Origin of the sequence: Rhodococcus sp. AG1013, from assembly GCF_003350365.1 — a bacterium.
Classification (GTDB): domain Bacteria; phylum Actinomycetota; class Actinomycetes; order Mycobacteriales; family Mycobacteriaceae; genus Prescottella.
The window spans coordinates 21,236-43,402 of sequence record NZ_QQAT01000006.1; the positions used below are offsets into that span (position 1 = coordinate 21,236).

The following is a 22,167-nucleotide window of genomic DNA, read 5'->3' on the forward strand; positions in this document are numbered from 1 at the left end:
CCGCACAGCGCGGGAGCCCATTGTCGTTCGGTGGCAGTCCTATTCGGTGTACTCGCCGTCCGCGGGCAGCAGAGCCGCCCCGGCGACGCCCTGCCGGCTGAGTGCGTCGAGGAACGAGCGGGCCCAGCGGTCGACGTCGTGCGCGAGAACCTGGCGGCGCAGGGCGCGCATGTGGCGTCGCCCGTCCTCCCGGTTCTGGTTCAGTGCTTCCTCCATCTTGTCCTTGACGTCGTCGAGGTCGTGGGGGTTGCACAGGAAGGCCTGGCGGAGTTCGGCTGCGGCGCCGGTGAATTCGCTGAGCAGTAGGGCGCCGCCGAGGTCGCTGCGGCACGCGACGTACTCCTTGGCGACGAGGTTCATGCCGTCACGCAGCGGCGTCACGAGCATGACGTCGGCGGCGACGAAGAACGCGATCAGCTCGTCGCGGCCGATGGGCCGGTGGATGTAGTGCACCACCGGGCGGCCCACCTCGGCGTACTCGCCGTTGATGCGGCTGACGGTCTGCTCGATCGCACCACGCATCTGGACGTAGCTCTCCACACGCTCCCGGCTGGGGGTGGCGAGCTGCACCATGACGGTGTCGGCCGGATCGACCCGGCCCTCGTTGAGCAGCTCGTACAACGCGTCGAGTCGGACGTCGATGCCCTTGGTGTAGTCGAGGCGGTCCACGCCGAGCATGATGTGCTTGGGGTTGCCGAGTTCCTTGCGAATCTGCTTGGCGCGGTCGCGAATCGACTTGCGCCGGGACAGCTCGTCGAGCTTGCCGGAGTCGATGGAGATCGGGAAGGCGCCCACCCGCACGGTGCGGAATCCGACCTGGACGACGCCGAGCTTGGACCGCACACCGACCGTGCCGCGCGAGGTCTGCTGGCCGGCGAGACGGCGCGCGAGGAACATGAAGTTCTGTGCGCCGCCGGGCAGATGGAAGCCGATGAGGTCGGCACCGAGCAGTCCCTCGACGATCTCGCGCCGCCACGGCATCTGCATGAACAGCTCGACCGGCGGGAACGGGATGTGCAGGAAGAAGCCGATGGTCAGATCGGGGCGCAGCATCCGCAGCATCTTCGGCACCAGCTGCAGCTGATAGTCCTGGATCCAGACGGTGGCACCCTCGGCGGCCGCCTCGGACGTGGCCTCGGCGAAGCGCCGGTTCACCTCCACGTAGGCGTTCCACCATTCACGCCGGTACTCCGGCTTGACGATGACGTCGTGGTACAGCGGCCACAGGGTGGCGTTGGAGAAGCCCTCGTAGTAGTCCGCGACCTCCTGCGAGCTCAGCCGCACGGGGTACAGGTCGAGGCCGTCCTCGACGATGGGCTCGAGGTCCACGTCGGGGACGCCCGGCCAGCCCACCCAGGCGCCCTTGTTGTTGCGCAGGATCGGCTCGAGGGCCGTGACGAGACCGCCGGGGCTGCGCTTCCAGCGCGTGGTGCCGTCCGGCAGCTTCTCGAGATCGACCGGCAGACGGTTTGCGACGACGACGAAGTCGGATCCTCCGCGCTCCGCGTCATCGGAGTCGGCGCCCGCAGCGCCCTCGGAACTGTTCGATAATTCCGAGAGCTCAGCCACGGATTTCCTACTCTTTCTCAGTCGTCGTTCGTCAGTCGAGCTTCGCGGCAGGTCCGATGCCGAGCATCGAGAGCAGCATGCGGCACTCGTCGGCGTCCGTGGCATACGCAGCGACGACGCGCTGGGCCTGCCGGGCGGTCTCGTCGGCTACGGGCTCGAGGTCCTCGTCCGCGATCTCGTTCTCGGCGGTCGTCTTCGCGGCCATCTTGTTCCTTCCGGCTTGCTGCTACTTCACGAGCAGGTAGTTCCTGACTGCGACTCTATGAGAACTGCCCCGGTCAGCGCCACTCACCACCGGGTTAGGGTCTACTAACACACGCTGTGGTCGAGGGCTGGAGGGTTGATGGCAGGTGGTACCGCGGTGCTGCGCCGCACGTTGGCACGGAATCGTGCGCGTCTGATCGCGGGCACGGTCCTGGTGAGCCTGCATCAGGTGGCGGAAACGGCGGTGCCGATCGCGATCGGCGTGATCGTCGACCGCGCCATCGAGACCGGCGACGTCACCGCGCTGGTGGTGTGGCTGGCCGCGCTCGCCGCGCTGTTCGTGGTGCTGACGTCGGCGTGGCGTTTCGGTGCCCGATTCATCGTCGTCGCCGTCCAGCAGGAGGCGCATCGCCTCCGCGTCGAGGTCGCCGGACGGATCCTCGATCCGCGCGGGGTCCGCACCGACCTGCGGGCCGGTGAACTGCTGACGGTGTCCACGTCCGACGCGGACCGCGAGGCCTGGATCCTCGACGTGGTCCCGCGCGTCGCGGCCGCGCTCACCGCGTTGATCGCGTCGGCGATCGCGCTGCTGTGGATCGACGTTCCGCTCGGACTGGCGGTGCTGATCGGCACCCCCGTCGTGCTCGGCCTGCTGCAATTGGCGGCGCCGTTGATCACCCGTCGGGTGACGGCCCAGCAGGAGACCACCGCGCGGGCGGTGGGCATGGCGACCGATCTGGTCAGCGGTCTGCGGCCGCTGCGGGGCATCGGCGCGGAGGCCACCGCCGCGCGGCGCTACGGCGACGTCAGCCGCGGCGCGCTGGCCGCGACGATGCGGGCCGCGAAGGCGACCGGTGTGTTCGTCGGGGTGTCGACGACGGTCAGCGCGCTGCTCGCGGTGGCGGTGGCCGGGTTCGCGGGCTGGTTCGCGCTCGACGGCCGCATCTCGGTCGGCGAGCTGATCACCGTCGTCGGCCTGGCGCAGTTCATCTCGGAACCGCTCGGCATGCTCGCGCGGGTGCCCGGCTACTACGCGAACGCGCGGGCGTCGGCGGATCGTCTCGCGTTGGTGCTCGACGCCGAGCCGCTGCTCCCGACCGGGACCGTCGAACCCTCCGGCGCGAGCGACGTGCGGCTGCGGTCGGTCGCGTACCGGTCCCTCGACGGCGTCACCCTCGACGTCGCACCGGGCGAGCTCCTCGGAATCGTCGCGTACCGGCCCGAGGATGCCGAGGCGCTCGCCGAGGTCCTGTCGGGGCAGGTGCCGCCCGACCGTCGCGCGGGCGAGGTGCGGATCGGCGGCGTCGACGTAACGGAGCTGGGGCTCGTGCACGCGCGCCGCACGATCCTCGTCGAACCTCACCACACGGATCTGTTCGCCGGCACCGTGCACTCCAATGTCACGGCCGGGGCCGCGGACGCCGACCACGACGTCGTGCAGCACGTGCTGCGGGCGTCGGCCGCCGTCGACGTCGTGGACGCGCATCCGGACGGTCTCGATCACGAGGTGACCGATCGGGGCGCGAGCCTGTCGGGTGGTCAGCGGCAGCGGGTCGCGCTCGCCCGGGCGCTGGCGGCGCAGGCCCCGGTGCTGGTGCTGCACGATCCCACCACCGCGGTCGACGCCGTGACCGAACACGCGATCGCCGACGGCATCGCGGCCGGCCGTCACGGTGGCACCCGCGCGCACTCGACGATCCTCATCACCAGCAGCCCGGCTTTGCTGTCCGTCACCGACCGCGTGGTGGTCCTCGCGGACGGCCGCAGCGCCGCCGAGGGCACCCACGCCGGGCTGTCGGCCACCGACGAGAACTACCGGAAGGCGGTGCTGCGATGAGCGCCCCGGAGCGGCAGTTGCTGCCGATCGCGTCGGCCTCGGAGAGCTGGCGCTGGCTGCGCGGCGAACTGGGCCGGCGCAAGGGCCTGGCGACACTGACCCTGCTCGTCGGGCTGATCGCGGCGGCGGCCGCGGTGGTCCCGGTGTACGTGTTCGGTGTCCTCGTCGATCGGGTGCGTGAGGGCGCCCCGGCGTCGACGATCGTCGGGGTCGTCGCCGTCATCACGGCCGCCGCGATCGTGGCGGGCGCGCTCACCGGGTTGGGTTCGTATCTCATCGCGCGCCTGGGCGAGGGCACGCTGGCGCGGCTGCGGGAGCGGGTGGTGGCGCGGGCGCTGCGGCTGCCGATCCCGACGGTCGAGCGCGTCGGCAAGGGGGATCTGCTCTCCCGCGTCGGCGACGACGTCTCGGTGATCGGCAAGGCCGTCGCCGACGTCGTGCCGGGGCTGGTGTCCGCGCTGCTGCTGGTGGTGCTGAGCATGGTGGCGATGGTCGGCATCGACTGGCGGCTGGGTCTGGCCGGGATGGTCGCGCTGCCGATGTACGCGCTCGCGCTGCGCTGGTATCTGCCCCGGTCGGGCCCGCTGTACGCCGAGGAGCGCGTCGCGATGGGGCGGCGCTCGCAGGCGCTGATCAGCAGCATGCAGGGTGTGCGCACGGTCCGTGCGTACGGCCTCGAGGACCGTCATCTCGCGGACATCGACCGGGCGTCGGCGGAGGCGCGTGATGTTGCCGTCGGGGTGTTCGGGCTGTTCACCCGCTTCGCGGGGCGTGGCAACCGAGCCGAGTTCGTGGGACTGGCGGTGATCCTCGCGGTCGGGTTCGCGCTCGTGAAGCAGGACGTTGTCACCGTCGGTCAGACCACCACCGCGGCCCTGCTGTTCCATCGTCTGTTCAACCCGATCGGCACGCTGCTCTTCACGTTCGACGAGGTGCAGTCGGCCGGCGCGAGTCTCGCCCGACTGGTGGGCGTGCTGCGGATCCCGGAGTCGGACGACGAGGGCAGGACCACCGACCCTGCCGATGCGTCACTCGAGTTGGTCGATGTGCGGCACGGCTACGACGACGACCACGAGGTGCTGCACGGCGTGAGCGTGCGGATCGAGCCGGGGGAGCGGGTGGCGCTGGTCGGTTCCACGGGCGCCGGCAAGACGACGCTCGCGGCGCTGGCGGCCGGTTCGCTGCTGTCGACGTCGGGCGCGGTGCGGCTCGGCGGCGTGCCGATCGCCGACCTCGGGGACCGGCTGCGGCGTCACGTCGCGATCGTCAGCCAGGAGGTGCACGTGTTCGCGGGCCCGCTGATCGAGGACCTGCGGCTGGCCCGGCCGGACGCGACCGTGGACGACGTCACCGCCGCACTCGACGCGGTCGGGGCGCTGGTGTGGGTGCGCGCGCTCGACGCCGGCCTCGACACCGTCGTCGGCGAGGGCGGCCATGCGCTGACGGCGGCACAGGCGCAGGAGCTGGCACTGGCCCGGTTGGTGCTGGCCGATCCGCCGGTCGCGGTCCTCGACGAGGCGACCGCGGAGGCCGGCAGCGCCGGCGCCCGCGAACTCGAACGGGCCGCCGATGCCGCGACCCGGGGTCGGACGACGCTCGTGGTGGCGCACCGGCTGACCCAGGCGGCGGCCGCCGACCGCGTCGTGGTGCTCGAGCACGGCCGGATCGTGGAACAGGGCACTCCCGCCGAATTGGTCAGCGCAGGTGGCCGTTACGCACAGCTGTGGGCGGCCTGGGAGGGCGCCGGTTCAGGCGAGCAACTTGGTGCGCAGGGCGTCGACGGTCTGCTGATCGACACCTAGCCCCTTGCGCACATAGTTCTCGACGCTGCCGTACAGCCGGTTCACCTGCGCGAAAGAGGCGTCGAGCCAGGACTTCTCGACGGCGTCGGAGCGTCCGAGGTAGGTGTTGCTGGCGAGGAAGTCGGCGTACACCGTCTCCTTCGGGACCCCGAGCAGCGTCAGCAACACCGCGGTGCCCCAGCCGGTGCGGTCCTTGCCGGCGCTGCAGTGGTAGACCGTGGCGCCGTCGGTGTTGCCGGCGATAGCCGTCAGCAGGTCGCGGAACGCGACGTCGGAGCCGCGGTAGGTGACCATGAACGGGTAGCCGATGGACTGGCCGATGTCGGACGATCCGTTGACCGCCGCGTCGATCAGCGCGCGGCCCAGCGTGAGCGGCACGAACTCGTGGAATGCGATCCCGTGCTCGAACGAGACGACGTCGGCCACCTGATAGCGGACGCCCTCGGGGATCCGGTCGGGGTCGTCCTTGCGCTCCCACATGTTTCGCAGGTCCACGTCGAGCGTGACGTTCGCGGCGGTCAGCGCGGCCTGATCCGCGTCGGTGAGCGAGCTGAGCCTGTTCGACCGGAACACGAGGCCGCTGCGGACCCGCTTGCCGTCGGACGTCTCGTAGCCGCCGATGTCGCGGAAGTTCTTCGCGCCCTCGAGGCGGATCGCGGTGGTGGGCTCGGTAGCCGGTTCGGCGGATGCGAGCGGAGCGACGAAGGTCGGCGCCACCAGGGCGAGCACGCCCACCACGAGCAGCAGTAGGCGGTTGACGGCGGAGCGGACGGAGCGTGTCGATCCCATGGGGTCCTCACGTCAGACGGGGTAGGTGAGCGGCCCAGTGCCCCTCGCCGATTCGGTGGGAGGGTAGCCGGTCCGGGGCGGTGGCAGCAGGCGAATCGTCGAACCCGGCAGCCTGCCGGCCACATCCGGACCGCGACGCGCTCGATGATCACGCGTCCTTCACCCGGCGGCCAGCGGGGGCGCACCTCGTACTATCCGGCGCCACCTAGCTTAATTGGTCCAGACCAATTATCGGATCGGGTCTGGTGACCGCGCCGAAGACAAAGGAATTCTCGTGAGACGCAGGACTATCGTGATGGCTGCCGTGGCTGCGGCGCCCGTCGCCCCGGGCGTCGCCCAGGCGGATCCCGCGTGGGGAAGTGCCGGAAGCCTCGGGTCCGGATGGGGCGGTTCCGCCGAGCCGAAGGACGCGCCGCCCGCCGCACCGGGCGTCAGCGTTCCCGGTGGGCGGTACGAGCACCCAGTCCGAGCTGAAGTTCACTGCCGAACGGGGCACGACCGTCCGCTACACCCTCGACGGGACGACCCCGACCCGGGCAGCCAGGTCTATGCGCCCGGCCGCCCGTTGAAGATCTCGGACGACACGAACGTCACCGCCGTCGCCTTCCGTGGCGATCAGGCCAGTGCCCCGGTCTCGTTCGGATACCTGATCAGGACGGCGGAGACGCCGATCGCGCAGCTCGTGGTGATGTCGGACGTCCACGTCGGGGACTACGAGAACAACAGCAAGAAGTACGAGAGCTTCTTCGACACCATCGGATCGATCTTCCCGAAGCCTGACGCGATCCTGTCGAACGGCGACATGATCAACGACAACTGGAACGGCAAGGGGCTGGACCACAAGATCGTCTCGCGGATCTTCCAGGAGAACTTCGCGCGCAAGGGCATGACCGATACCCAGGTGCTGATGTCCTACGGCAACCACGACGCGTACCTCGACGACGTCCGGGCCGGCTATCCGAAGGAATGGTTCCCGGATTCCGGCGGGGGCTACTACGAATCGCAACAACAATGACGACCGGTCGATCCACCAGCGTGATTTCACGTCGGTGAACGACGGTTCGATGTCGTACATCGAGATCGATCACGGATATCAGATGGTCACCGAGACGGGGCTCGCGAACCGCTTCGAGTCGCCGACCGCCCAAGGCACTGTTCGTCGAGGTGTATCAGGATCGGACGGACATCAGCCGCATCAACATGGCCGCCGACAAGCACGACATCTACGCCGGTGGACAGTGGTCCGCGAGTTGGCAGCCGCCGTACGCGAGCGCGGGCACGCTCAGCGGCCCGGGGTGGACGGTGGAGTTGAAGGGATCCACGGGCCGGCAGATCAAGGACAACTTCCGCTACACGTCTGCGGCCCGAAACACCGTCGCCCCCGAATTCGCCACGGCCACGCCGCTGTCGGCGGTGACCGCACCCGACGGCGCTGCGGCCCTGCGGATCGAGCAGGCGCGTGACGACCAGATGGTCCACCACTACCGCGTCGACATCACGGACACGACGACCGGTACGAAGGTCGTCTCGTCGAAGGTGCTCTCGGACTTCTACTTCATGCCGCGCCCCAACGTCCTGGACATCCCCGTCCCGGATGCGGTGGCGGGCAACACGTACGAGGCCAAGGTCGTGGCGGTGGACGCGTACGGCAATGCCTCCCCCGAGGCGACGCTGACGTTTACTCGCTGACCGTCGACTGAAACGTTCCGAACTGGGGAAGACTGTTGCCGCAGGGGTTGTCGTGCTGTCGCACGGGTTGTCGGTACTGAATCGGTATGCGGCACTCGCACAAACCCTGCGGCAACTAGCCTGTGCGCGACTCGACGGCGGCTTCGATCACGACCAAATCGACGGATCGGATGATCTGGGCCGCATGGAGACCCCCGACTTCGTCGGCGACGTGTGCTGATTGCTCAACGTCACGTACGAGGACTTCGACGTAGTACCAGCAGCGCGCGCAATCGTGCTGATCGCCGAAGGGCTCGCCGTCACGCTGGTCGAGCGCACCCCGCGATTCGTGGTGCGCTCCCAGCACGTCGCGTTCCCGCTCCCGTGCACGATCCAGCTGCTCGAGTACGTTCACACACCGCCGCGTCCGGTCGTCGACGACGACTCCCGGGCCGCGTTCCCGGCGATCCTGGTGCGCGATCACTACCGGTGCGCGTACTGCCCGAACGTGGATGTTCATCCAGGTGCGCGCGGTGACTGCGTTGGGGGATATACGGGCCATGACAATCGACAACCTCGTTCTCTCACAAAGGGAGTGGCGGGTTCTCGAGGTATGCACGGCCCGTGGCGGCCTGAATCGGCCAGTGGATCACCGGAAGGCGACTACACCGTCGGGGCGCGCACGCCCCGAGAAGTGGGGCGTCAGAGGACGCGGAATCCGGCTGTGGCGACAGGATTCTCGGATTGCCGGTCCATGCGCTGAATCAGCGGATGCAACATGCACTGCGAATACGTATTGATGTGCATCCGACTGTTCCTTCCTGATCGCGTGGCTGACTTCCGGGCGCCCAGTGTGCCACGAATCCCGGCCCCACGCGGCGGAATTGTTTCGACACGCGGCCGGACCGGCGCTCGCACGGTCGACCACGTGTTCCCCCGCAGTCGGGGCGGTGGAGACACGTACGACAACCTGGTCGCAGCGTGTGCGGACTGCAACGGCCGCAAGGCGGACCGGACCCCCGAAGAAGCTGGCATGCCACTGCTGTGGATCCCCCGGGCGCCGCGCGAGGACCTCAAGCGTCAGCGTGCGATCTGGCGCGATCTGACCCCGACGGCGTGAATCACCCTGTAAGGAGGAACAACCGATGACCACCGTGATCTTGGCCGATCTGTTGCCGGTCACCGACGACAGCGACGACTGGGATGTCGCCGCCTGCCGCGGCGACAAGCACCCTGACCGCTGGTTCCCGGACCCGAGCGAGCCGCTCGACTACGCCGCCAGCGTCTGCGCATGCTGCCCCATCGCGGCCGCGTGTGGCGACTACGCCGTGGCCACCCACCAATCCGGTGTGTGGGGCGGACGGGAGTACCGGCGCGGCACCATGGTGCGGTAGCCCGGCGGTGGCGCCGGCGGTTTCGAGGCGGTCGTGGGGTGACCTCGCTGATCACGGGAGTGTTCGTGCACGGCTCAGTCTCGAAACAGCGCCGCGGCCGCGAGTCCGTCGTCCAGGTGCTCGTAATCCCCGATCATCGCAGCGCGAAGGATCGCTTCGTCCATGTCGGACCCGGCGGCCAGCAGTGTCTCGAGTGCCGTGTCGTCTCCGCGCACCGCTGAACCGAACAGGTCCTCGGATGCCTGCTCGAGGAAGTCGGCGAGGGTGGAGAGCGCGGACGTGGGCTCCCGTGACGGGCCCGGTGCCAGCATCATCGGCGCGATGCGCATCGGGTCGTGGCCGACCGCAAACCACCGTCCACTGTCGTACCCGTACGCGAAGTTCGAGATGGCTTCGCTGCATGCTGATTCGAGCCACCAAGGAGTGGATCCGAGGTCCTGCAGCACCTGGCGATTGTCCTCGAGGGTGGGATCGGGGCAGGCGCGATCGAAACCGAAGATCGTCGCCCGACCGTTCGAGAGTCGGGCGAAGTGGAAGTGGGAGCCGCCACCATCGTGGTAGGTGACCCGACCAGCCTCGATGGAGAAGGCGCTCTCGAGTTCCGGCAGGGAGAAGATTGCCGCGTGGACGGCAGCCCATCCCGCGAGCATCCGATGAACTGAATCCGGATCCGGTAGTTCGACCTGAATCTGTTCCATGGGGTGTGCTCTGTCGGGCGGCCCGGACCTACTGGGCGGCGGGGGGCTCGTGCGCGCCACTCGACGCGGCGAGCAGCTGGTCGAGCAGCGCCGGGACGGCGTCCTTGGGGTCGAAGCCGAGCAGGCGGCCGATCAAGGTGAGCATTCCCATTCGTGTCTCCTGAGGTCTCGGCCCGGCCGAAGCCGTGCCCGGTGGGGGAGAGGTGATCTCCGCTGTGCCGTCGGGGACGGTATCAATCGGGTGGGGAGCGCCGACGCGATTCGGCCGAAACCGGGTGTGCGGTGCATTCGAGCAGGGTGACGCCCGGCACCGCCTCACGATCCGGGTCCGGGACGGACTGCGGGGTACCGTTGCCCCAGGATTGGTAGCCCCAGCCCGATCGCAACTAGCCGGAACGTCACGAGGAAGGCCGACATGCCCATCGCCACCATCAACGGGATTCCTCTGAACTACCAGGTCAAGGGTGACTGCGACCTGGTCGTGATGATCATGGGCACCGGAAGCCCCGGCCGGGTGTGGGACCTGCATCAGGTTCCGGCCCTGTTGTCCGCGGGATATCGGGTGTGCACGTTCGACAACCGTGGGATCGCCCCGTCGGGGGAGAGCGTCGACGGCATCACGATCGAGGACCTGGTGGCCGACACGGCGGGGCTGATCGAACTGCTCGGCGGCGGCCCCGCGCATGTCGTCGGCACGTCGATGGGTGCCCGTGTGGCGCAGGAGCTGGCGCTCGCGCGTCCGGAGTTGGTGCGCAAGGCGGTGTTCCTTGCGGGCCACTCCCGGATGGACCAGTTCCAGCGGACCCTCAACGAGGGCGAGCGCGAGCTCGAGGATGCCGGGATCACGCTGCCGTCCAAGTACCGCGCCGCCGTCACGGCCGTCATGAACCTCTCGCCCGCGACGCTCGCGGACCAGCATGCCGCGCGGGACTGGCTCGACGTCTTCGAGTTCTCCGGCGGCAAGACGTCGGCCGGTGTGCGGGCCCAGCTCGCGATGGACCGCGACTTCGACCGGGCCGACGCCTACCGCGGCATCACCCGTCCGTGTCTGTCCGTCGGATTCGCGGACGATCGAATGATTCCGGCCTACCTGTCGAAGGAACTCGCCGACGCCATCCCGAATGCGGTGTACCAGGAGATTCCGGACACGGGGCACTACGGTTACCTCGAGCGTCCCGAGGCCGTGAACAAGGTGGTTCTGGACTTCCTGGCGGACTGAGACCGACGGGCTGAAGAAAGCTGCAGGACATGACCGGCCTATCGGTGACCGCTGCGCAGTCCCGGATCCTGATCGCACAGCAACCGGATCCGCAGAGCCCCGCCCACAACCTGTCGCTCGTCGTCGAGGTCGCCGGTCCGATCGATCTGGATCGGACCGCGGAGGCGATCCGCCGCACCGTCTCCCACGCCGAGGCGCTGCACGTGCGGTTCCGTGCAGGGGAGGACGGCACGCCGCGGCAGGTGCCGGCCCCGGCCGATACGTGGCCGCTCGACGTGGTCGACCTGCGCGAGGCCGCAGATCCGGAGGCAGCGGCGCAGGCGTGGATGGACCGCGACGCTCGCACCCGCGTCGACGTCACCGGGTCCGACGCGCTCTTCGCGCACGCGCTGCTGCGGCTCGCCGACGAGCGCACCGTCTGGTACCAGCGCTACCACCCCGCCCTCGTCGACGGTTACGGGATCGCGTTGCTCGTCGCCGACACGGTCGCCCGCTGCGACGACCCGGACCTCGAATCGAATGCGGGGGAGTGGGCGGTGCGCGATCTGGTCGACGCGGACCGCGACTACCGCGGCTCGGCCCGGTTTGCCGCGGACCGCGACTACTGGCTCGCCGAGGTCCTCGGATCGCCCGAACCGCCGCAGCTGTGCGCCGGTGCCACCGACGCGTCGGCGTCCCCCGAATCGACGACCGTCCACATCGACGCCGGCATCGCGGATGCGTTGTCCGCGTTCGCCGCCGACGTCGGTATCCGCCGTAGCCGGCTGCCGATGGCGCTGCTCGTCGCCTACCTGCACCGCATCACCGGACTGCGCGACCTCACGGTGGCCGTGCCGATCGCCGCCCGCGTGGGACGCGGGATCCGTCGCACACCGGGCACCGTGTCGACGATTCTGCCGGTGACGTTCCACGTGGATCCGGACGCCACCGTCGGGGAACTCGCCCGCGCGATCGACGTCCGACTGGTGGCGGCTCTGCGCCACGGCCGCTTCCCGGGAGGGGATCTCGAGCGCGAGGTCCACGCGATCGACCCGGACCGCCGGGTGTTCGGCCCCGGTATCAACTCCATGATGTTCGAGCACCCGCTCGCACTGGGCGGCTCGCCCGCCGGAGTTCGGGACCTGGTCACCGGGCCGGTTCGCGACCTCGACTTCTCCATCCTCGGCGGCGGGGACGGTGAACCCGTCCGCATCGACCTGCGGGTTCCCGCGGGTCGGCGCGCGGACCTGCTCCGGCACCAGGATCGGTTGGTGCACTTCCTGTCCCAGTTCTTCGCCGACCCCATGGCCACGGTGGGCACGCTCGACCCGATGACCGACGACGACCGCAGCCCGACGCTGGTCCCGACGGACGGGTCCGGGCCGGTCCCGCTCGCGCCGTCGCAGCGCCTGCACTGGCTGCGGCATCGCGCGGCGGGCAGGTCGGCCCGTGCCGACCACGCGCTGGCGCTGCATTTCGCCGGATCGGTGGATCCCGAGCACCTGTCGCGCGCGCTGGACGACGTCGTCGACCGGCACGCCCCGCTGCGGACATTGTTCGCAACGGACGGGCGGGAGGTGCTCGCGTCCGACGGCCCGCGACCGCGCCTCGAGATGATCGAGATCGGTGACGACGACCTGCAGCGCCGGGTCCACGGACTGGCGCAACTGCGGATCGACCTCACCGAGGAGGCGCCGGTGCGGCTGCACCTCGTGTGCGACGACGCCGGACGGCAGGTGCTGCTCCTCACGATGCACTACCTGGCGGTCGACGACCGGTCGGTGGGTCTGCTTCTCGCGGACCTGTTGTCCGCGTACGCGGCTCGATCCGGTGGCGGCCGTCCGCAGTGGGCGCCGCTCGAGGTGGCGTACCCGGACTACGCCCTCTGGCAGGACCGGTTGCTGGGCGATCCCGCCGACCCGGACAGCAGGCATGCCCGGCAGCTCGACTACTGGCGGAATCGGCTGTCGGACATGCCTGCCCGGCTCCACCTACCGGCCCCGGCCGGTGTCCGCGAGCCCCGGCGCGAGACGATCCGGGTCGAGATCGGCGCGGCGCTGCGCGACGGCATCGACCGCCTCGCGGACCGGACGGAAACCAGCACGTTCATGGTGCTGCAGGCGGCGTTCGCCACGATCCTCACGAGACACGGTGCGGGGAACGACATCCCGATCGGTTCGCTGGTCGCGGGTCGTACGGAGGACGCGCTCACCGGCCTGGTCGGGTGCTTCTCCAACCTGGTGGTGCTGCGTACCGACACGAGCGGCTCGCCTAGATTCGACGAGTTGCTCTCTCGCATCCGAGCGTCGAACCTCGAGGCTTTGGATCATCGGGATGTCGGATTCGCCTATGTTGCAGCCGAACTCGGTGGTCGGGCGGGCACCCGCTACCCGCAGGTGCTGCTCGTCCACGACGAGCAGCTCCGGGTCGACGCCCCCGACGGTGTCCTCGACGGACTTCTGCCGGTTCCGGTCGGGATGCCCTCGGCGGAACTGACACTCGGCTTCCGCGAGCCTGCGGGCGCAGGTCCCGTGCATGCGTACTTCGAGTTCTCCACGGGAGTTCTCGATCGGGATACCGTCGAGCGGTGGGCGCGAGAGATGCCGGTACTGCTGGAAGTGGTTTCGGACGCCGAAGCGCGCGCCTGAGCGGGGGCGCGAGCGACGAAGCGCGCGGTCGGTCCTCCGTTGGTGCTCCCCGAGTGAGGATAGCCTTTGCTATCTTCTGCAATGCGCCCGACGCGCGGATCACCGCACGCTTCTTCGAGAAGCAGGATCAGTTCGGCTGGCACCAGGACATGCTGCTCGACGGCGCCACGATGCAGATCGCGTCTCCCGAAGGACCTGGTCACGTTCCGTAATCCGTGCAGCGGAGCGGGTCGAGGCCGACGTCCGCTACAGCACGGTCGACGAACTGCACTCCGCTCCGCCGGAGGAACGCGCCCGACTGCTCGAACTGCACCGCAGCACCAACTATTCGGTGGTCGACATCGAACTGATCAACGAGCTGTACGCGACCGAGTACCGGGAACGGGTCCGCGGTGAGCGGCGCCTGTTCATGCGCCGCGCCTCCGAGATCGACGGCGTCCGCGAAGTAGAGGACGGCATCGAGGTGTCGGTGCGCAGCGCGGTCGACGGGCTCACCGACACGCTGACCTGTGACGCGCTGATCCTGGCCACCGGGTTCTCGGCCGCGCCGCTCGAGTCGCTGTTCGGGAGTTCCCTCCCCGAGGTGAGCGTCGATCGTGGTGTCGGCCGGGGCTACCGACTCGAGGTCGGTCCGGCTGTTCGCGGCGGCATCTACCTGCAAGGTGGGACCGAGAAGACCCATGGTCTGACAGCATCACTGTTGTCCGATGTTGCGGTGCGCGCAGGAGAGATTCTCAATTCGATTCTCGCTCATCGAGATCTCGGCGGCAGCCTTGCTAGGCTGAACGCAGACAACCCGTACGCGACAAGCGAGGTTAGATGAGCACCAATCCGTTCGACGACGAAGACGGCCGCTTCTACGTGCTGGTCAACGACGAAGACCAGCACTCACTGTGGCCCACGTTCTCCGAGGTCCCGCAGGGCTGGAGGATCGTTTTCGGTGAGGATTCGCGTCAGGCATGCGTCGAATACGTCGAGAAGAACTGGACCGACATGCGGCCCAAGAGCCTGCGTGAGGCGATGGAGCAGGACCAGAAGAACGCCGGGAAGTAGCCGCTTCCGGCCCGCCCCGTCGACCTACTGCGTCACGGAATCGGGCACCGAATCGCTCATCACGACGCTGCGTCGTCCGAACCTCGGACGGCGCAGTGTCGTGTTTCGGCGAACTATCGCATTCCGGCGCATCCGGGGCGGCCGCCGTAGCGTCCGGGCGCCCCATTCTCCGAGCGTGACCCCCGCCGCCAGCGCACACCCGATGCCGAACGCGGACAGCAGGGCGCTCAGCCCGATGATCAGTTCGTCGTTCAGCAGCGCGTACAAACCCCGGTAGAGCGACAGGCCGGGCAACAGCGGGGTGATGCCCGCGACCGCGACCACGAGTGGCGGTGTCAGGGCGCGGCGTGCCATCAGGCCACCCGCGAAACCGACCACCGTCGCCGCGATCGCGGACGAGATGACCGGGCCGATGCCCACGCTCTGGGCAATCACGAAGAAGAGGAGCCCGGCGGCGCCGCCCAGTCCGGCCGTTGTGAGTGCCCGACGCTCGGCGTAGCAGGCCAGCGCGTAGAACATGGACGCCAGCGCGCCCGCGGCCATCTTGGCCGGAAGCTGTGTGAGGTCCGGTTGCGCGGCGTTGCTGATCACCGGCAGGTCCGCCCCCAGCGCCGATGCCACCCGCAGCGACAACGCGACGCCGGCAATGATGCCTCCCGTCATCATCACGACCTCGAAGAACCGGGCGGCCGCCGTGATCGGAGCCCCCGTGATCGCGTCCTGCACCGAGCCGACCAGCGACAGCCCGGACAGCAGCACCACCACACCGGCGGCGATGACCTGGGAGGGTCTGATGACGACCCCCAGGTGGTCCTGGACCGTGTACAGCGCGGTCGCCGGCGCCGCCGCGATCAGTCCACCCATCATCTGTTGGAAGAAGTACGGAAGGCCGAAGCGGTTGAGGACCCGGTTGACGCGGTCGATGACGACGGTGGTGAGGAACGCGACGGCCGTGATGAGCGGACCACCGCCGAGCAGCACGGCCACCGCGGCCGCCAGTCCGGCCCAGCCCAGCGTCGCGATCCACCGGTTGTAGGGGTGCGGCGCGGAGACGATCGCGTCGAGCGCGGCGTGCGCCTGCGCGGGGGTGATCGCCTCGAGGCGGATCCGCCGCGTCAGGCGGTCCGCGGCGGCGAGGCGGGTGAAGTCCATCGACCGGTAGTGCACGATGCGCATCGTGCCCGCCGGCGGGATCAGCGGACCGCGGTGCGCGGAGACCACGATCGAGTTGTAGGTGACGTCCACGTCACACTGCGCCAGCCCGTAGGTCGCCGCGATGAACTTCACCTGTGTGGCGGTGTCCATCGCGGCGGTGCCGGATGCGAGCAGCACCTCGCCGACCCGGACCGCGAGATCGAGCACTTCGGCCACTCGCGCATCGTCGGTGAGGTCGATCGGCTGCAGCGGGGTCGGCGCGGCGGTGACCGAGTCGACCGTCGCCCGGCGGTCCTTGACGAGACTGCCGATCGACGCTGCAAACCTGCGCACGTCAGATGTCGGTGACGAGATCCTTCTCGCTGAGATCGGTGGCCTCCAGTGCCTCTTCGAGGGTGTCGTGCCGGAAGACGGTGGTCACCTGGTCGTTCACGACACGGAAGGCGGTCGCCACGGTCTTCGACTGGTCCGGCTGAGACGCCCAGGTGGCCTGCTCCTCGACGACGATCACCCCGTCGTGCATGAACATCCGGCCGGGAACCAGTGTAAGGCCGGACGACGAGGCCCATTCTCGGAGCACCGTCAGCCCCTGCGCCGCGCCCTCCTCCCCGGCGATGTCGATGTCGTCACTCGAGACCGCGAGGAGAGTGTCGATGTCGGATGAGTTGAGAGCGTCGTGCCACGCGAGGACAGTGGCGATCTCCGAGATGCGCATGGGACAACGCTAACGAAAACGGGCGGTCGCGGCACGGTTACGCACACCACTGTCGGCTATGGATATGATGAGCGCGCTCGAATGCCTCCTTAGCTCAGTGGTAGAGCACTCGCCTTGTAAGCGAGCGGTCGTCAGTTCAATCCTGACAGGGGGCTCCACCAGCGGAAACGCGTCGAAGCAGGTCAGGGGTCGGTACCGGAAACGGGACCGGCCCCTTCTCGCGTTCCGGCCCACTTCTCGCCCACACGTGGGCCTCAGGGGTGCAGTGGCGCCTGGAGGAGCACGTGGTCGTTGCCGGGGGCGCTGATTCCGAGCGTCGTCGCGTCCGACATCGGTAGTGCCACCGCCAGTTGCATCGACATCGTCCGATCGCCGCCCGCGATGAAACTGCCTGCGTTCATGCGACTTCCGTCCGGGCGCTGCAGCCAGACGTTGTAGGTGCCCCCTTGCGGGAGTCCGGTGACGTCGAGGCTGATGCCGGTTCCCCAGGCCCGGTTCTCCACCCGTGCGGACGCCTCCACTCCCGGGGACAGCGCGGTGAACGCCACGGCCTGTCCGGGCGGATCGCCCGCGGTGGCGCCGCGGAGCAGGAACCCTGCGGTCACCAGGCCCACGGCGATCACGGCGGCCGCGGCGACCAGTCCGATCCGGCGGTACCGCTGCCGTCCGCGTTCGCGGTCGAGGGCTCCGAAGATCGTGTCGGGCAGAGTCGGTGGCGGCAGTGGCGGCGGCTCGGCGAGCCGATCCGGGTCGGCCTCGGACAGGGCCGCCGCGACGGGCGCCAGCTGGTGCAGCTCGGAGCGGCAGTCCGGACATCCGTCCAGGTGGGCGCGCAGCGCGACGGTCTCGCGGCCGTCGAGGTGTCCCAGCGCGTACATCCCCAGCAGGGGACGCGTCTGCCGGCAGTGCTCACTGGTCACCGTGCCACCCCATTTCCTCCAGTACGAGTCTCAGTGCCTTCAGCCCGTAGTACACGCGACTGCGGACGGTGCCCACGGGTATGCCCAGTTGTGCCGCGACCTCGGCGGCGGGGCGATCGCGCAGATGGATCTCCACGAGCACGAACCGATGCTGATCGGACAGCCGTCGCAGCGCCTCCTCCATCTGCAGTCCCACGAGGAGTTGTTCGAGCGGTCGTTCCGCCGTCGGCAGGTCCGGGGGCTCGGCGTCGGCCAGGCGTGGGCGGGCGGCGAGGGCACGACTTGCGTCGATGACGACGTTGCGGCAGATGGCGTACAGCCACGTCCGGACCGTCGAGCGCCGCGGGTCGTATCGGTCGGCGCCGCGCCAGGCCCGGAGAAACGTCTCCTGGACAGCCTCTTCCGCGCGTCCCCGGTCCCCGAGCGAGCGGTAGGCCAGGGCGAAGAGTTCGCCGCCGTGGTCGTCGTACGCGGCCCGCAACACCGTGCCGTCGGCCAAACTGCCGACCGACTCGTCCGTTTGCCGACGCGACCTGCGTAGCCGCACGCCGTCACCTCCTGCCTCAGCGGAAACTCGTCGGTGCGCCCGACGTCCACCGAGGAGTACGTGACCGAGAGCCGCGGCGTTCACGGTCGATCCTCGCATCGGTCCGAGTTGCCGCGTCGAGTTACCCGTGAACGGTCCGGGTGGACGGTCCGTACTCCTGTGCGTCGCCCGCAGCGAGTGGGTGACTGCCCCGAAACCTGACGATGGAGACCCTGATGAAGTCCAAGAAGTCGATCATTGCCGCGGTCTGTGCTGGTACCGCCCTCGTATTGACGTCGGGATGCGGCGCGAACACCGACGAGCAGGTGGCCGCCCCCGCGACGGTCAGCACGAGCGCCGCGCCGGCGGTGACGAGCACCACCGCTGCGCCGACGGGCGGCCTCGAGATCGGCACCGCCGAGACCGCGCTCGGCACCGTGCTGACCGATGGCGACGGCTTCACCCTCTATCGATTCGACGAGGACGTGCCGGGCGCCATCAAGTGCACCGGTCAGTGCGCCGAGATCTGGCCGCCCGCGATCGGGGCACCACAGGCCGCCGGGCCTCTCTCGGGTGCTCTGGGAACTGCCGCGCGTCCCGACGGGACCACACAGGCGACCTACGACGGCCAGCCCCTCTACAGGTTCGCGAAGGACACCGCGCCGGGCCAGACCAGTGGCGACGGGGTCAAGGGCACCTGGCACGTGGTGAGGGTGGACACCGCCGACGAGTGACGTGGCGGAGCGCTCGCGTTACAGGGCGAAGCCGTCACCCACGCTCGATTCCGCGACGGCGAACAGTGGGTACTTCCCGCCGGCGTCGTGCTGCAGGAGTTGGACGCGCACACCGGACTCGCAACGCCGTCGTCCGACGATCCTGCCGAAGCACCAGTTGCCGCTGTCGAGAGCAACGAGCGTCTTACGTCCGCGACGCATCATGAACTGTTCACCTCAACCGTCGTCCTGAATTGGTCTACTACCAGGTTCTCTCGGGAGGGGATCCGGGGCCACGTCAGAACTACCTGTTCCACTACCTGTATTCGGCCCGTAGGCAGGGGCTTTTCCGGGCCGCGCCGCGCACCGACATGCGCGCGGCGCGGCCCGCCCGACCGGGCGTCACCGAACGGGGACGAATCCGTTCAGGCCACCGGTCGGCTTGATGACCTCCAGCCCTTCGGGCAGGTACGGATCGACGTACGTGCGACCGGGGCGAGTGACGTCGTGGTCATGACGCCGAGGGTGGCGAACATGCGTCCGTCGGGGGCGATCGCGAGAATGCCCTCGGTGGTGTCGGTCGCGAAAGCGACGTTGCGGCGGCCCTTTCCGGTCGCCGGTGAGCACGTAGATCGACCCGTCCGGGGACAGGCCCGGGCTCGATCCGCTGCCCGGGCCCATCTGCGCGGCGAAGGCGATGTCGACGCTGCCGGGGGTGGTGCCGGCGGGCGGCGTGACGTCGATGCCGTACAGCGCGCCCCGGTCCCCGTTCGGTGCTGATGCTGAGCACCACGATGCTGTCCCTGCGTGTACAGGACCTGGCCGGTCGACGCGGGTTGCCGCTCGGCGCAGTCGATTTCGAGAAGAACCTCGTATCGATGGTGACGGCGGCCCTCACCGCGCCGGCGGACGGGTAGCAGGAGTTACGTCGCCGGACCGCGTTCGATCGGATTGCGCGGGTTCGCCGACCACTGCGACCACGACCCGGGAAACAGGGTGATGTCGAGTCCGGCCGTCTCGGCCGCGGCGAGGACGACGGCGGCGGTCACCCCGGAACCGCAGTAGGCGCCGGCCGGCCTCGTTCCGTCCAGGCCGTGCTCGGCGAACAGCGCGCGCAGTTCCTCGCTCGACTTGAACCGCCCGTCGGCCGCCAGCACCCAGGTCGACGGGACGTTGCGGGCCCCGGGGATGTGCCCCGCCACGGGATCGACGGGTTCGACCTCGCCCCGGAAGCGTTCAGGCGCACGCGCATCCAGCAGCCGGCCCGAGCGTGCGAGGGCCGCGGCCTCGCTCTCGGTGAGGGTGCCCGCATACAGGTCCCGACGCGCGAGCGATATCGTGCCGGCGGGCGGTGTCACCTCCCCGGTTTCCACCCGACCCGACGCCTCCCGCCACGCCGACCACCCGCCGTCGAGGATCCGGACATCGCCGAGCCCGGCGGCGCGCAGCACCCACCACGCCCGCGACGATCCGGCGGCGTTCCAGTCGTCGTAGACGACGACCGTGTCGCCGTCGTCCACGCCCCACCGGCGCAGGGCCGCCTGCAGGTCGTCCGCGGAGGGCAGGGGATGGCGGCCCCGATCGGCGACGGCATGGTCACTGAGTTCTCGCTCGAGGTCGACGTAGACCGCGCCCGGGACGTGCCCGGCCGCGTGGGCGGCGCGGCCGTCGGGCTCGGGCAGCGACCATCGGACGTCGAGGACCCGTGTGACTGCGCCCGAGGCCAGTCGGGCGGCGAGGTCCGGTGCGGAGATCAACGTCATGCTGGGTCCTGTCTGAGGTGCTGCCGGATGGATTGCCCTGCCGGGGTGGATGATTAACGCTGTCCGGCCAACTCTGCGGGGGTCGTCAACGGTGGGATCGCGGGGTACTCTGCACGGTACCCGTGCCCGCACTGCAAGGAGTGACGAGATGATGCCGACCAGTGGACTGCAGCCTCCTGCGCTGCGCACGGTCTGGCACAGCTGGCGGTTGTATGTGGACCTGTGCCGAGTCGGCGCCCTGCGCTGTCGTAGCTGATCCTTCCCGATCGCCGAGGTGATCGGGGCATTCGGCTCCCCCGCGTCATCCCGACACACGAAGGTATCTCGTCATGTCCGCTACGTCCTTGTCGTTCCATTGGTTCCTGCCCACCTCAGGCGACAGCCGCAAGATCGTCGGCGGTGGCCACGGCGCAGATCTGCGCTCGTCGGCCGGCGACCGGCCCGCGACGTTGGAGTATCTCGGCCAGATCGCGCGTTCGGCCGAACAACTCGGCTTCGAGGGGCGTTGACCCCGACCGGCCTGCAATGTGTGGACGCCTGGGTCACCACCGCAATGCTCGTCGCGACCACCGAGCGGCTGAAGTTCCTGGTCGCGTTCCGCCCCGACGCGCTCTCGCCGACCCTCGCCGCGCAGATGGCGACGACCTATCAGCAGCATTCGCAGGGACGCCTGCTGGTCAACATCGTCACCGGCGGCGAGAGCGCCGAGCAGCGGGCCTTCGGTGACTTCCTCGACAAGGACGATCGCTACCGCCGCACCGACGAGTTCCTGTCGGTGGTCCGGCGCCTGTGGCGCGGCGAGCGAGTCGACTTCCACGGCAACCATATTCGGGTCGAGGGGGCCGAACTCGAGCAACTGCCCGATCCGGCGCCGCAGGTGTACTTCGGTGGCTCCTCGGCGGCGGCGCTGCCGGTAGCGGGTGCGCACTCCGACGTGTACCTGACGTGGGGCGAGCCGCCGGCCGCGGTCGCGGCGAAGATCGCCCGCGTCCGGGCCGCCGCGGCGGAGCGCGGCCGCACCCTCCGGCTCGGTGTGCGCCTGCACGTGATCAGCCGCGACACCTCGGCGCAGGCCTGGGCGCAGGCGCAGCTGCTGCTGGACGACATGGACCCGGCCGACGTCGCCCGGGCGCAGGCCGGGATGGCGGCCAGTGAGTCCGAGGGTCAGCGCCTGATGCGGGAGTTGCACGGCGGGGCCACCTTCGGAGACGGAGACGCCCGCTCCCTCGAGATCTACCCGAACCTGTGGAGCGGTGTCGGCCTGGTCCGCGGCGGTGCCGGGACGGCCCTGGTCGGCAGCCACGCCGAGGTCGCCGCGCTCATCGAGGAGTACCGCGCCGCCGGGATCGACGAGTTCGTGCTCTCGGGTGCGCCGCACCTCGAGGAGGCGTACTGGTTCGGGGAGGGCGTGCTCCCGCTCCTCGAACGCAAGGGGCTGTGGACACACCCCGCCTCCGCCACCGCTGTCCCGACCACGGTGCGGGGGCTGGCGGGGGTGTCGGCGTCGTAGGGCCG

The 22,167-nt window shown here is 69.4% G+C and carries 24 protein-coding genes, 1 tRNA gene and 3 pseudogenes; 16 read left to right on the top strand and 12 right to left on the bottom strand.

The window, feature by feature from the left end; all coding sequences use genetic code 11:
- Positions 1-39: 39 nt before the first annotated feature.
- Both DEU38_RS09880 and DEU38_RS28375 read right to left on the bottom strand, forming a co-directional pair.
- Positions 40-1,569 carry a trehalose-6-phosphate synthase gene (locus DEU38_RS09880; RefSeq protein ID WP_114720535.1) on the bottom strand — a complete coding sequence of 510 codons (1,530 nt, stop codon included), beginning with the start codon at positions 1,567-1,569 and terminating at the stop codon, positions 40-42.
- 31 nt (positions 1,570-1,600) lie between these two features.
- Positions 1,601-1,774, bottom strand: coding sequence for a hypothetical protein (locus DEU38_RS28375; RefSeq protein WP_174908216.1), 174 nt, complete (start codon positions 1,772-1,774; stop codon positions 1,601-1,603).
- A 138-nt stretch (positions 1,775-1,912) separates the two neighbouring features.
- On the opposite strand from DEU38_RS28375, the gene DEU38_RS09885 reads away from it, so the two are divergent.
- Together DEU38_RS09885 and DEU38_RS09890 are read left to right on the top strand one after the other, a co-directional pair.
- Positions 1,913-3,610: an ABC transporter ATP-binding protein gene (locus DEU38_RS09885; RefSeq protein ID WP_114720537.1), complete on the top strand. Its 1,698-nt coding sequence runs from the start codon at positions 1,913-1,915 to the stop codon at positions 3,608-3,610.
- A complete protein-coding gene (locus DEU38_RS09890) occupies positions 3,607-5,412 on the top strand; it encodes an ABC transporter ATP-binding protein (protein WP_114720539.1) in 1,806 nt (601 codons plus the stop codon). Before DEU38_RS09885 ends, DEU38_RS09890 begins: the two co-directional genes overlap by 4 nt.
- Here the strand turns inward: DEU38_RS09890 and DEU38_RS09895 are convergent.
- Positions 5,359-6,201 (bottom strand): tyrosine-protein phosphatase, encoded by an 843-nt coding sequence (locus tag DEU38_RS09895; RefSeq protein WP_114720541.1) that lies wholly within the window; start codon positions 6,199-6,201, stop codon positions 5,359-5,361. The two genes, DEU38_RS09890 and DEU38_RS09895, sit on opposite strands and share 54 nt — an antisense overlap.
- Positions 6,202-6,644: 443 nt before the next feature.
- Between DEU38_RS09895 and DEU38_RS29105 the strand changes: the two genes are divergently transcribed.
- From DEU38_RS29105 to DEU38_RS29115, 3 genes are all read left to right on the top strand, one after another.
- Positions 6,645-6,770: a chitobiase/beta-hexosaminidase C-terminal domain-containing protein gene (locus tag DEU38_RS29105; RefSeq protein ID WP_258557767.1), complete on the top strand. Its 126-nt coding sequence runs from the start codon at positions 6,645-6,647 to the stop codon at positions 6,768-6,770.
- A 119-nt stretch (positions 6,771-6,889) separates the two neighbouring features.
- On the top strand, positions 6,890-7,216 hold the full coding sequence (locus DEU38_RS29110; protein WP_258557791.1) for a metallophosphoesterase: 327 nt from the start codon (positions 6,890-6,892) through the stop codon (positions 7,214-7,216).
- Positions 7,217-7,365: 149 nt separating this feature from the next.
- Positions 7,366-7,890 (top strand): hypothetical protein, encoded by a 525-nt coding sequence (locus DEU38_RS29115; RefSeq protein WP_258557768.1) that lies wholly within the window; start codon positions 7,366-7,368, stop codon positions 7,888-7,890.
- Positions 7,891-8,005: 115 nt separating this feature from the next.
- Here DEU38_RS29115 and DEU38_RS28380 read toward each other — a convergent pair whose 3' ends face one another.
- On the bottom strand, positions 8,006-8,431 hold the full coding sequence (locus DEU38_RS28380) for a hypothetical protein (protein WP_181818727.1): 426 nt from the start codon (positions 8,429-8,431) through the stop codon (positions 8,006-8,008).
- 348 nt (positions 8,432-8,779) lie between these two features.
- Between DEU38_RS28380 and DEU38_RS09910 the strand changes: the two are divergent.
- Positions 8,780-8,989: pseudogene (locus DEU38_RS09910) on the top strand (HNH endonuclease); the annotation flags it as partial.
- A 25-nt stretch (positions 8,990-9,014) separates the two neighbouring features.
- A complete protein-coding gene (locus tag DEU38_RS09915; RefSeq protein ID WP_114720543.1) occupies positions 9,015-9,263 on the top strand; it encodes a WhiB family transcriptional regulator in 249 nt (82 codons plus the stop codon).
- 74 nt (positions 9,264-9,337) lie between these two features.
- Here the strand turns inward: DEU38_RS09915 and DEU38_RS09920 are convergent, their stop codons facing one another.
- Entirely contained in the window at positions 9,338-9,961 is a 624-nt protein-coding gene (locus DEU38_RS09920; RefSeq protein ID WP_114720545.1) for a hypothetical protein, read from the bottom strand.
- Positions 9,962-9,989: 28 nt separating this feature from the next.
- Positions 9,990-10,112: a hypothetical protein gene (locus tag DEU38_RS29120; RefSeq protein WP_258557769.1), complete on the bottom strand. Its 123-nt coding sequence runs from the start codon at positions 10,110-10,112 to the stop codon at positions 9,990-9,992.
- Positions 10,113-10,376: 264 nt separating this feature from the next.
- Between DEU38_RS29120 and DEU38_RS09925 the strand changes: the two genes are divergently transcribed.
- From DEU38_RS09925 to DEU38_RS09940, 5 genes and pseudogenes are all read left to right on the top strand, one after another.
- The gene (locus DEU38_RS09925; protein WP_114720547.1) at positions 10,377-11,180 is read left to right on the top strand and encodes an alpha/beta fold hydrolase; all 804 of its coding nucleotides are present in this window, start codon (positions 10,377-10,379) and stop codon (positions 11,178-11,180) included.
- A gap of 29 nt (positions 11,181-11,209) precedes the next feature.
- Positions 11,210-13,807 carry a condensation domain-containing protein gene (locus DEU38_RS09930; RefSeq protein WP_114720549.1) on the top strand — a complete coding sequence of 866 codons (2,598 nt, stop codon included), beginning with the start codon at positions 11,210-11,212 and terminating at the stop codon, positions 13,805-13,807.
- Between the two features lie 53 nt (positions 13,808-13,860).
- Positions 13,861-14,019, top strand: coding sequence for a lysine N(6)-hydroxylase/L-ornithine N(5)-oxygenase family protein (locus DEU38_RS29785; RefSeq protein ID WP_258557770.1), 159 nt, complete (start codon positions 13,861-13,863; stop codon positions 14,017-14,019).
- Between the two features lie 44 nt (positions 14,020-14,063).
- Positions 14,064-14,630 (top strand): annotated as a pseudogene (locus DEU38_RS29130) (SidA/IucD/PvdA family monooxygenase); the annotation flags it as partial.
- Complete coding sequence (locus DEU38_RS09940) at positions 14,627-14,860, top strand: MbtH family protein (RefSeq protein ID WP_031937199.1); 234 nt, start codon at positions 14,627-14,629, stop codon at positions 14,858-14,860. The pseudogene DEU38_RS29130 and the gene DEU38_RS09940, both read left to right, overlap by 4 nt.
- 24 nt (positions 14,861-14,884) lie before the next feature.
- Here the strand turns inward: DEU38_RS09940 and DEU38_RS09945 are convergent, their stop codons facing one another.
- Both DEU38_RS09945 and DEU38_RS09950 read right to left on the bottom strand, forming a co-directional pair.
- Positions 14,885-16,348 (bottom strand): threonine/serine exporter ThrE family protein, encoded by a 1,464-nt coding sequence (locus DEU38_RS09945; RefSeq protein WP_114720551.1) that lies wholly within the window; start codon positions 16,346-16,348, stop codon positions 14,885-14,887.
- A gap of 1 nt (position 16,349) precedes the next feature.
- Positions 16,350-16,730 carry a nuclear transport factor 2 family protein gene (locus DEU38_RS09950; protein ID WP_114720553.1) on the bottom strand — a complete coding sequence of 127 codons (381 nt, stop codon included), beginning with the start codon at positions 16,728-16,730 and terminating at the stop codon, positions 16,350-16,352.
- Between the two features lie 83 nt (positions 16,731-16,813).
- Between DEU38_RS09950 and DEU38_RS09955 the strand changes: the two genes are divergently transcribed.
- A tRNA-Thr gene (locus DEU38_RS09955) sits at positions 16,814-16,888 on the top strand.
- Between the two features lie 96 nt (positions 16,889-16,984).
- On the opposite strand, the gene DEU38_RS09960 is transcribed toward DEU38_RS09955, so the two are convergent.
- Both DEU38_RS09960 and DEU38_RS09965 read right to left on the bottom strand, forming a co-directional pair.
- Positions 16,985-17,650 carry a zf-HC2 domain-containing protein gene (locus tag DEU38_RS09960; RefSeq protein WP_258557771.1) on the bottom strand — a complete coding sequence of 222 codons (666 nt, stop codon included), beginning with the start codon at positions 17,648-17,650 and terminating at the stop codon, positions 16,985-16,987.
- Positions 17,640-18,197 carry a sigma-70 family RNA polymerase sigma factor gene (locus tag DEU38_RS09965; protein WP_114720555.1) on the bottom strand — a complete coding sequence of 186 codons (558 nt, stop codon included), beginning with the start codon at positions 18,195-18,197 and terminating at the stop codon, positions 17,640-17,642. The genes DEU38_RS09960 and DEU38_RS09965 overlap by 11 nt, the downstream gene beginning before the upstream one ends.
- A gap of 215 nt (positions 18,198-18,412) precedes the next feature.
- Between DEU38_RS09965 and DEU38_RS09970 the strand changes: the two genes are divergently transcribed.
- Positions 18,413-18,910 (top strand): hypothetical protein, encoded by a 498-nt coding sequence (locus DEU38_RS09970; RefSeq protein ID WP_114720973.1) that lies wholly within the window; start codon positions 18,413-18,415, stop codon positions 18,908-18,910.
- Positions 18,911-18,928: 18 nt separating this feature from the next.
- Here the strand turns inward: DEU38_RS09970 and DEU38_RS09975 are convergent, their stop codons facing one another.
- A complete protein-coding gene (locus DEU38_RS09975; RefSeq protein WP_114720557.1) occupies positions 18,929-19,114 on the bottom strand; it encodes an enoyl-CoA hydratase in 186 nt (61 codons plus the stop codon).
- A 554-nt stretch (positions 19,115-19,668) separates the two neighbouring features.
- Here DEU38_RS09975 and DEU38_RS28385 point away from each other — a divergent pair.
- Positions 19,669-19,806, top strand: a complete 138-nt coding sequence (locus DEU38_RS28385) for a hypothetical protein (protein ID WP_181818728.1) — start codon at positions 19,669-19,671, stop codon at positions 19,804-19,806.
- A gap of 6 nt (positions 19,807-19,812) precedes the next feature.
- Here the strand turns inward: DEU38_RS28385 and DEU38_RS09980 are convergent, their stop codons facing one another.
- Positions 19,813-20,652: a sulfurtransferase gene (locus DEU38_RS09980; protein WP_114720559.1), complete on the bottom strand. Its 840-nt coding sequence runs from the start codon at positions 20,650-20,652 to the stop codon at positions 19,813-19,815.
- A gap of 329 nt (positions 20,653-20,981) precedes the next feature.
- On the opposite strand from DEU38_RS09980, the pseudogene DEU38_RS09985 reads away from it, so the two are divergent.
- Positions 20,982-22,162 (top strand): annotated as a pseudogene (locus DEU38_RS09985) (LLM class flavin-dependent oxidoreductase).
- The last annotated feature ends 5 nt before the right edge of the window (positions 22,163-22,167 follow it).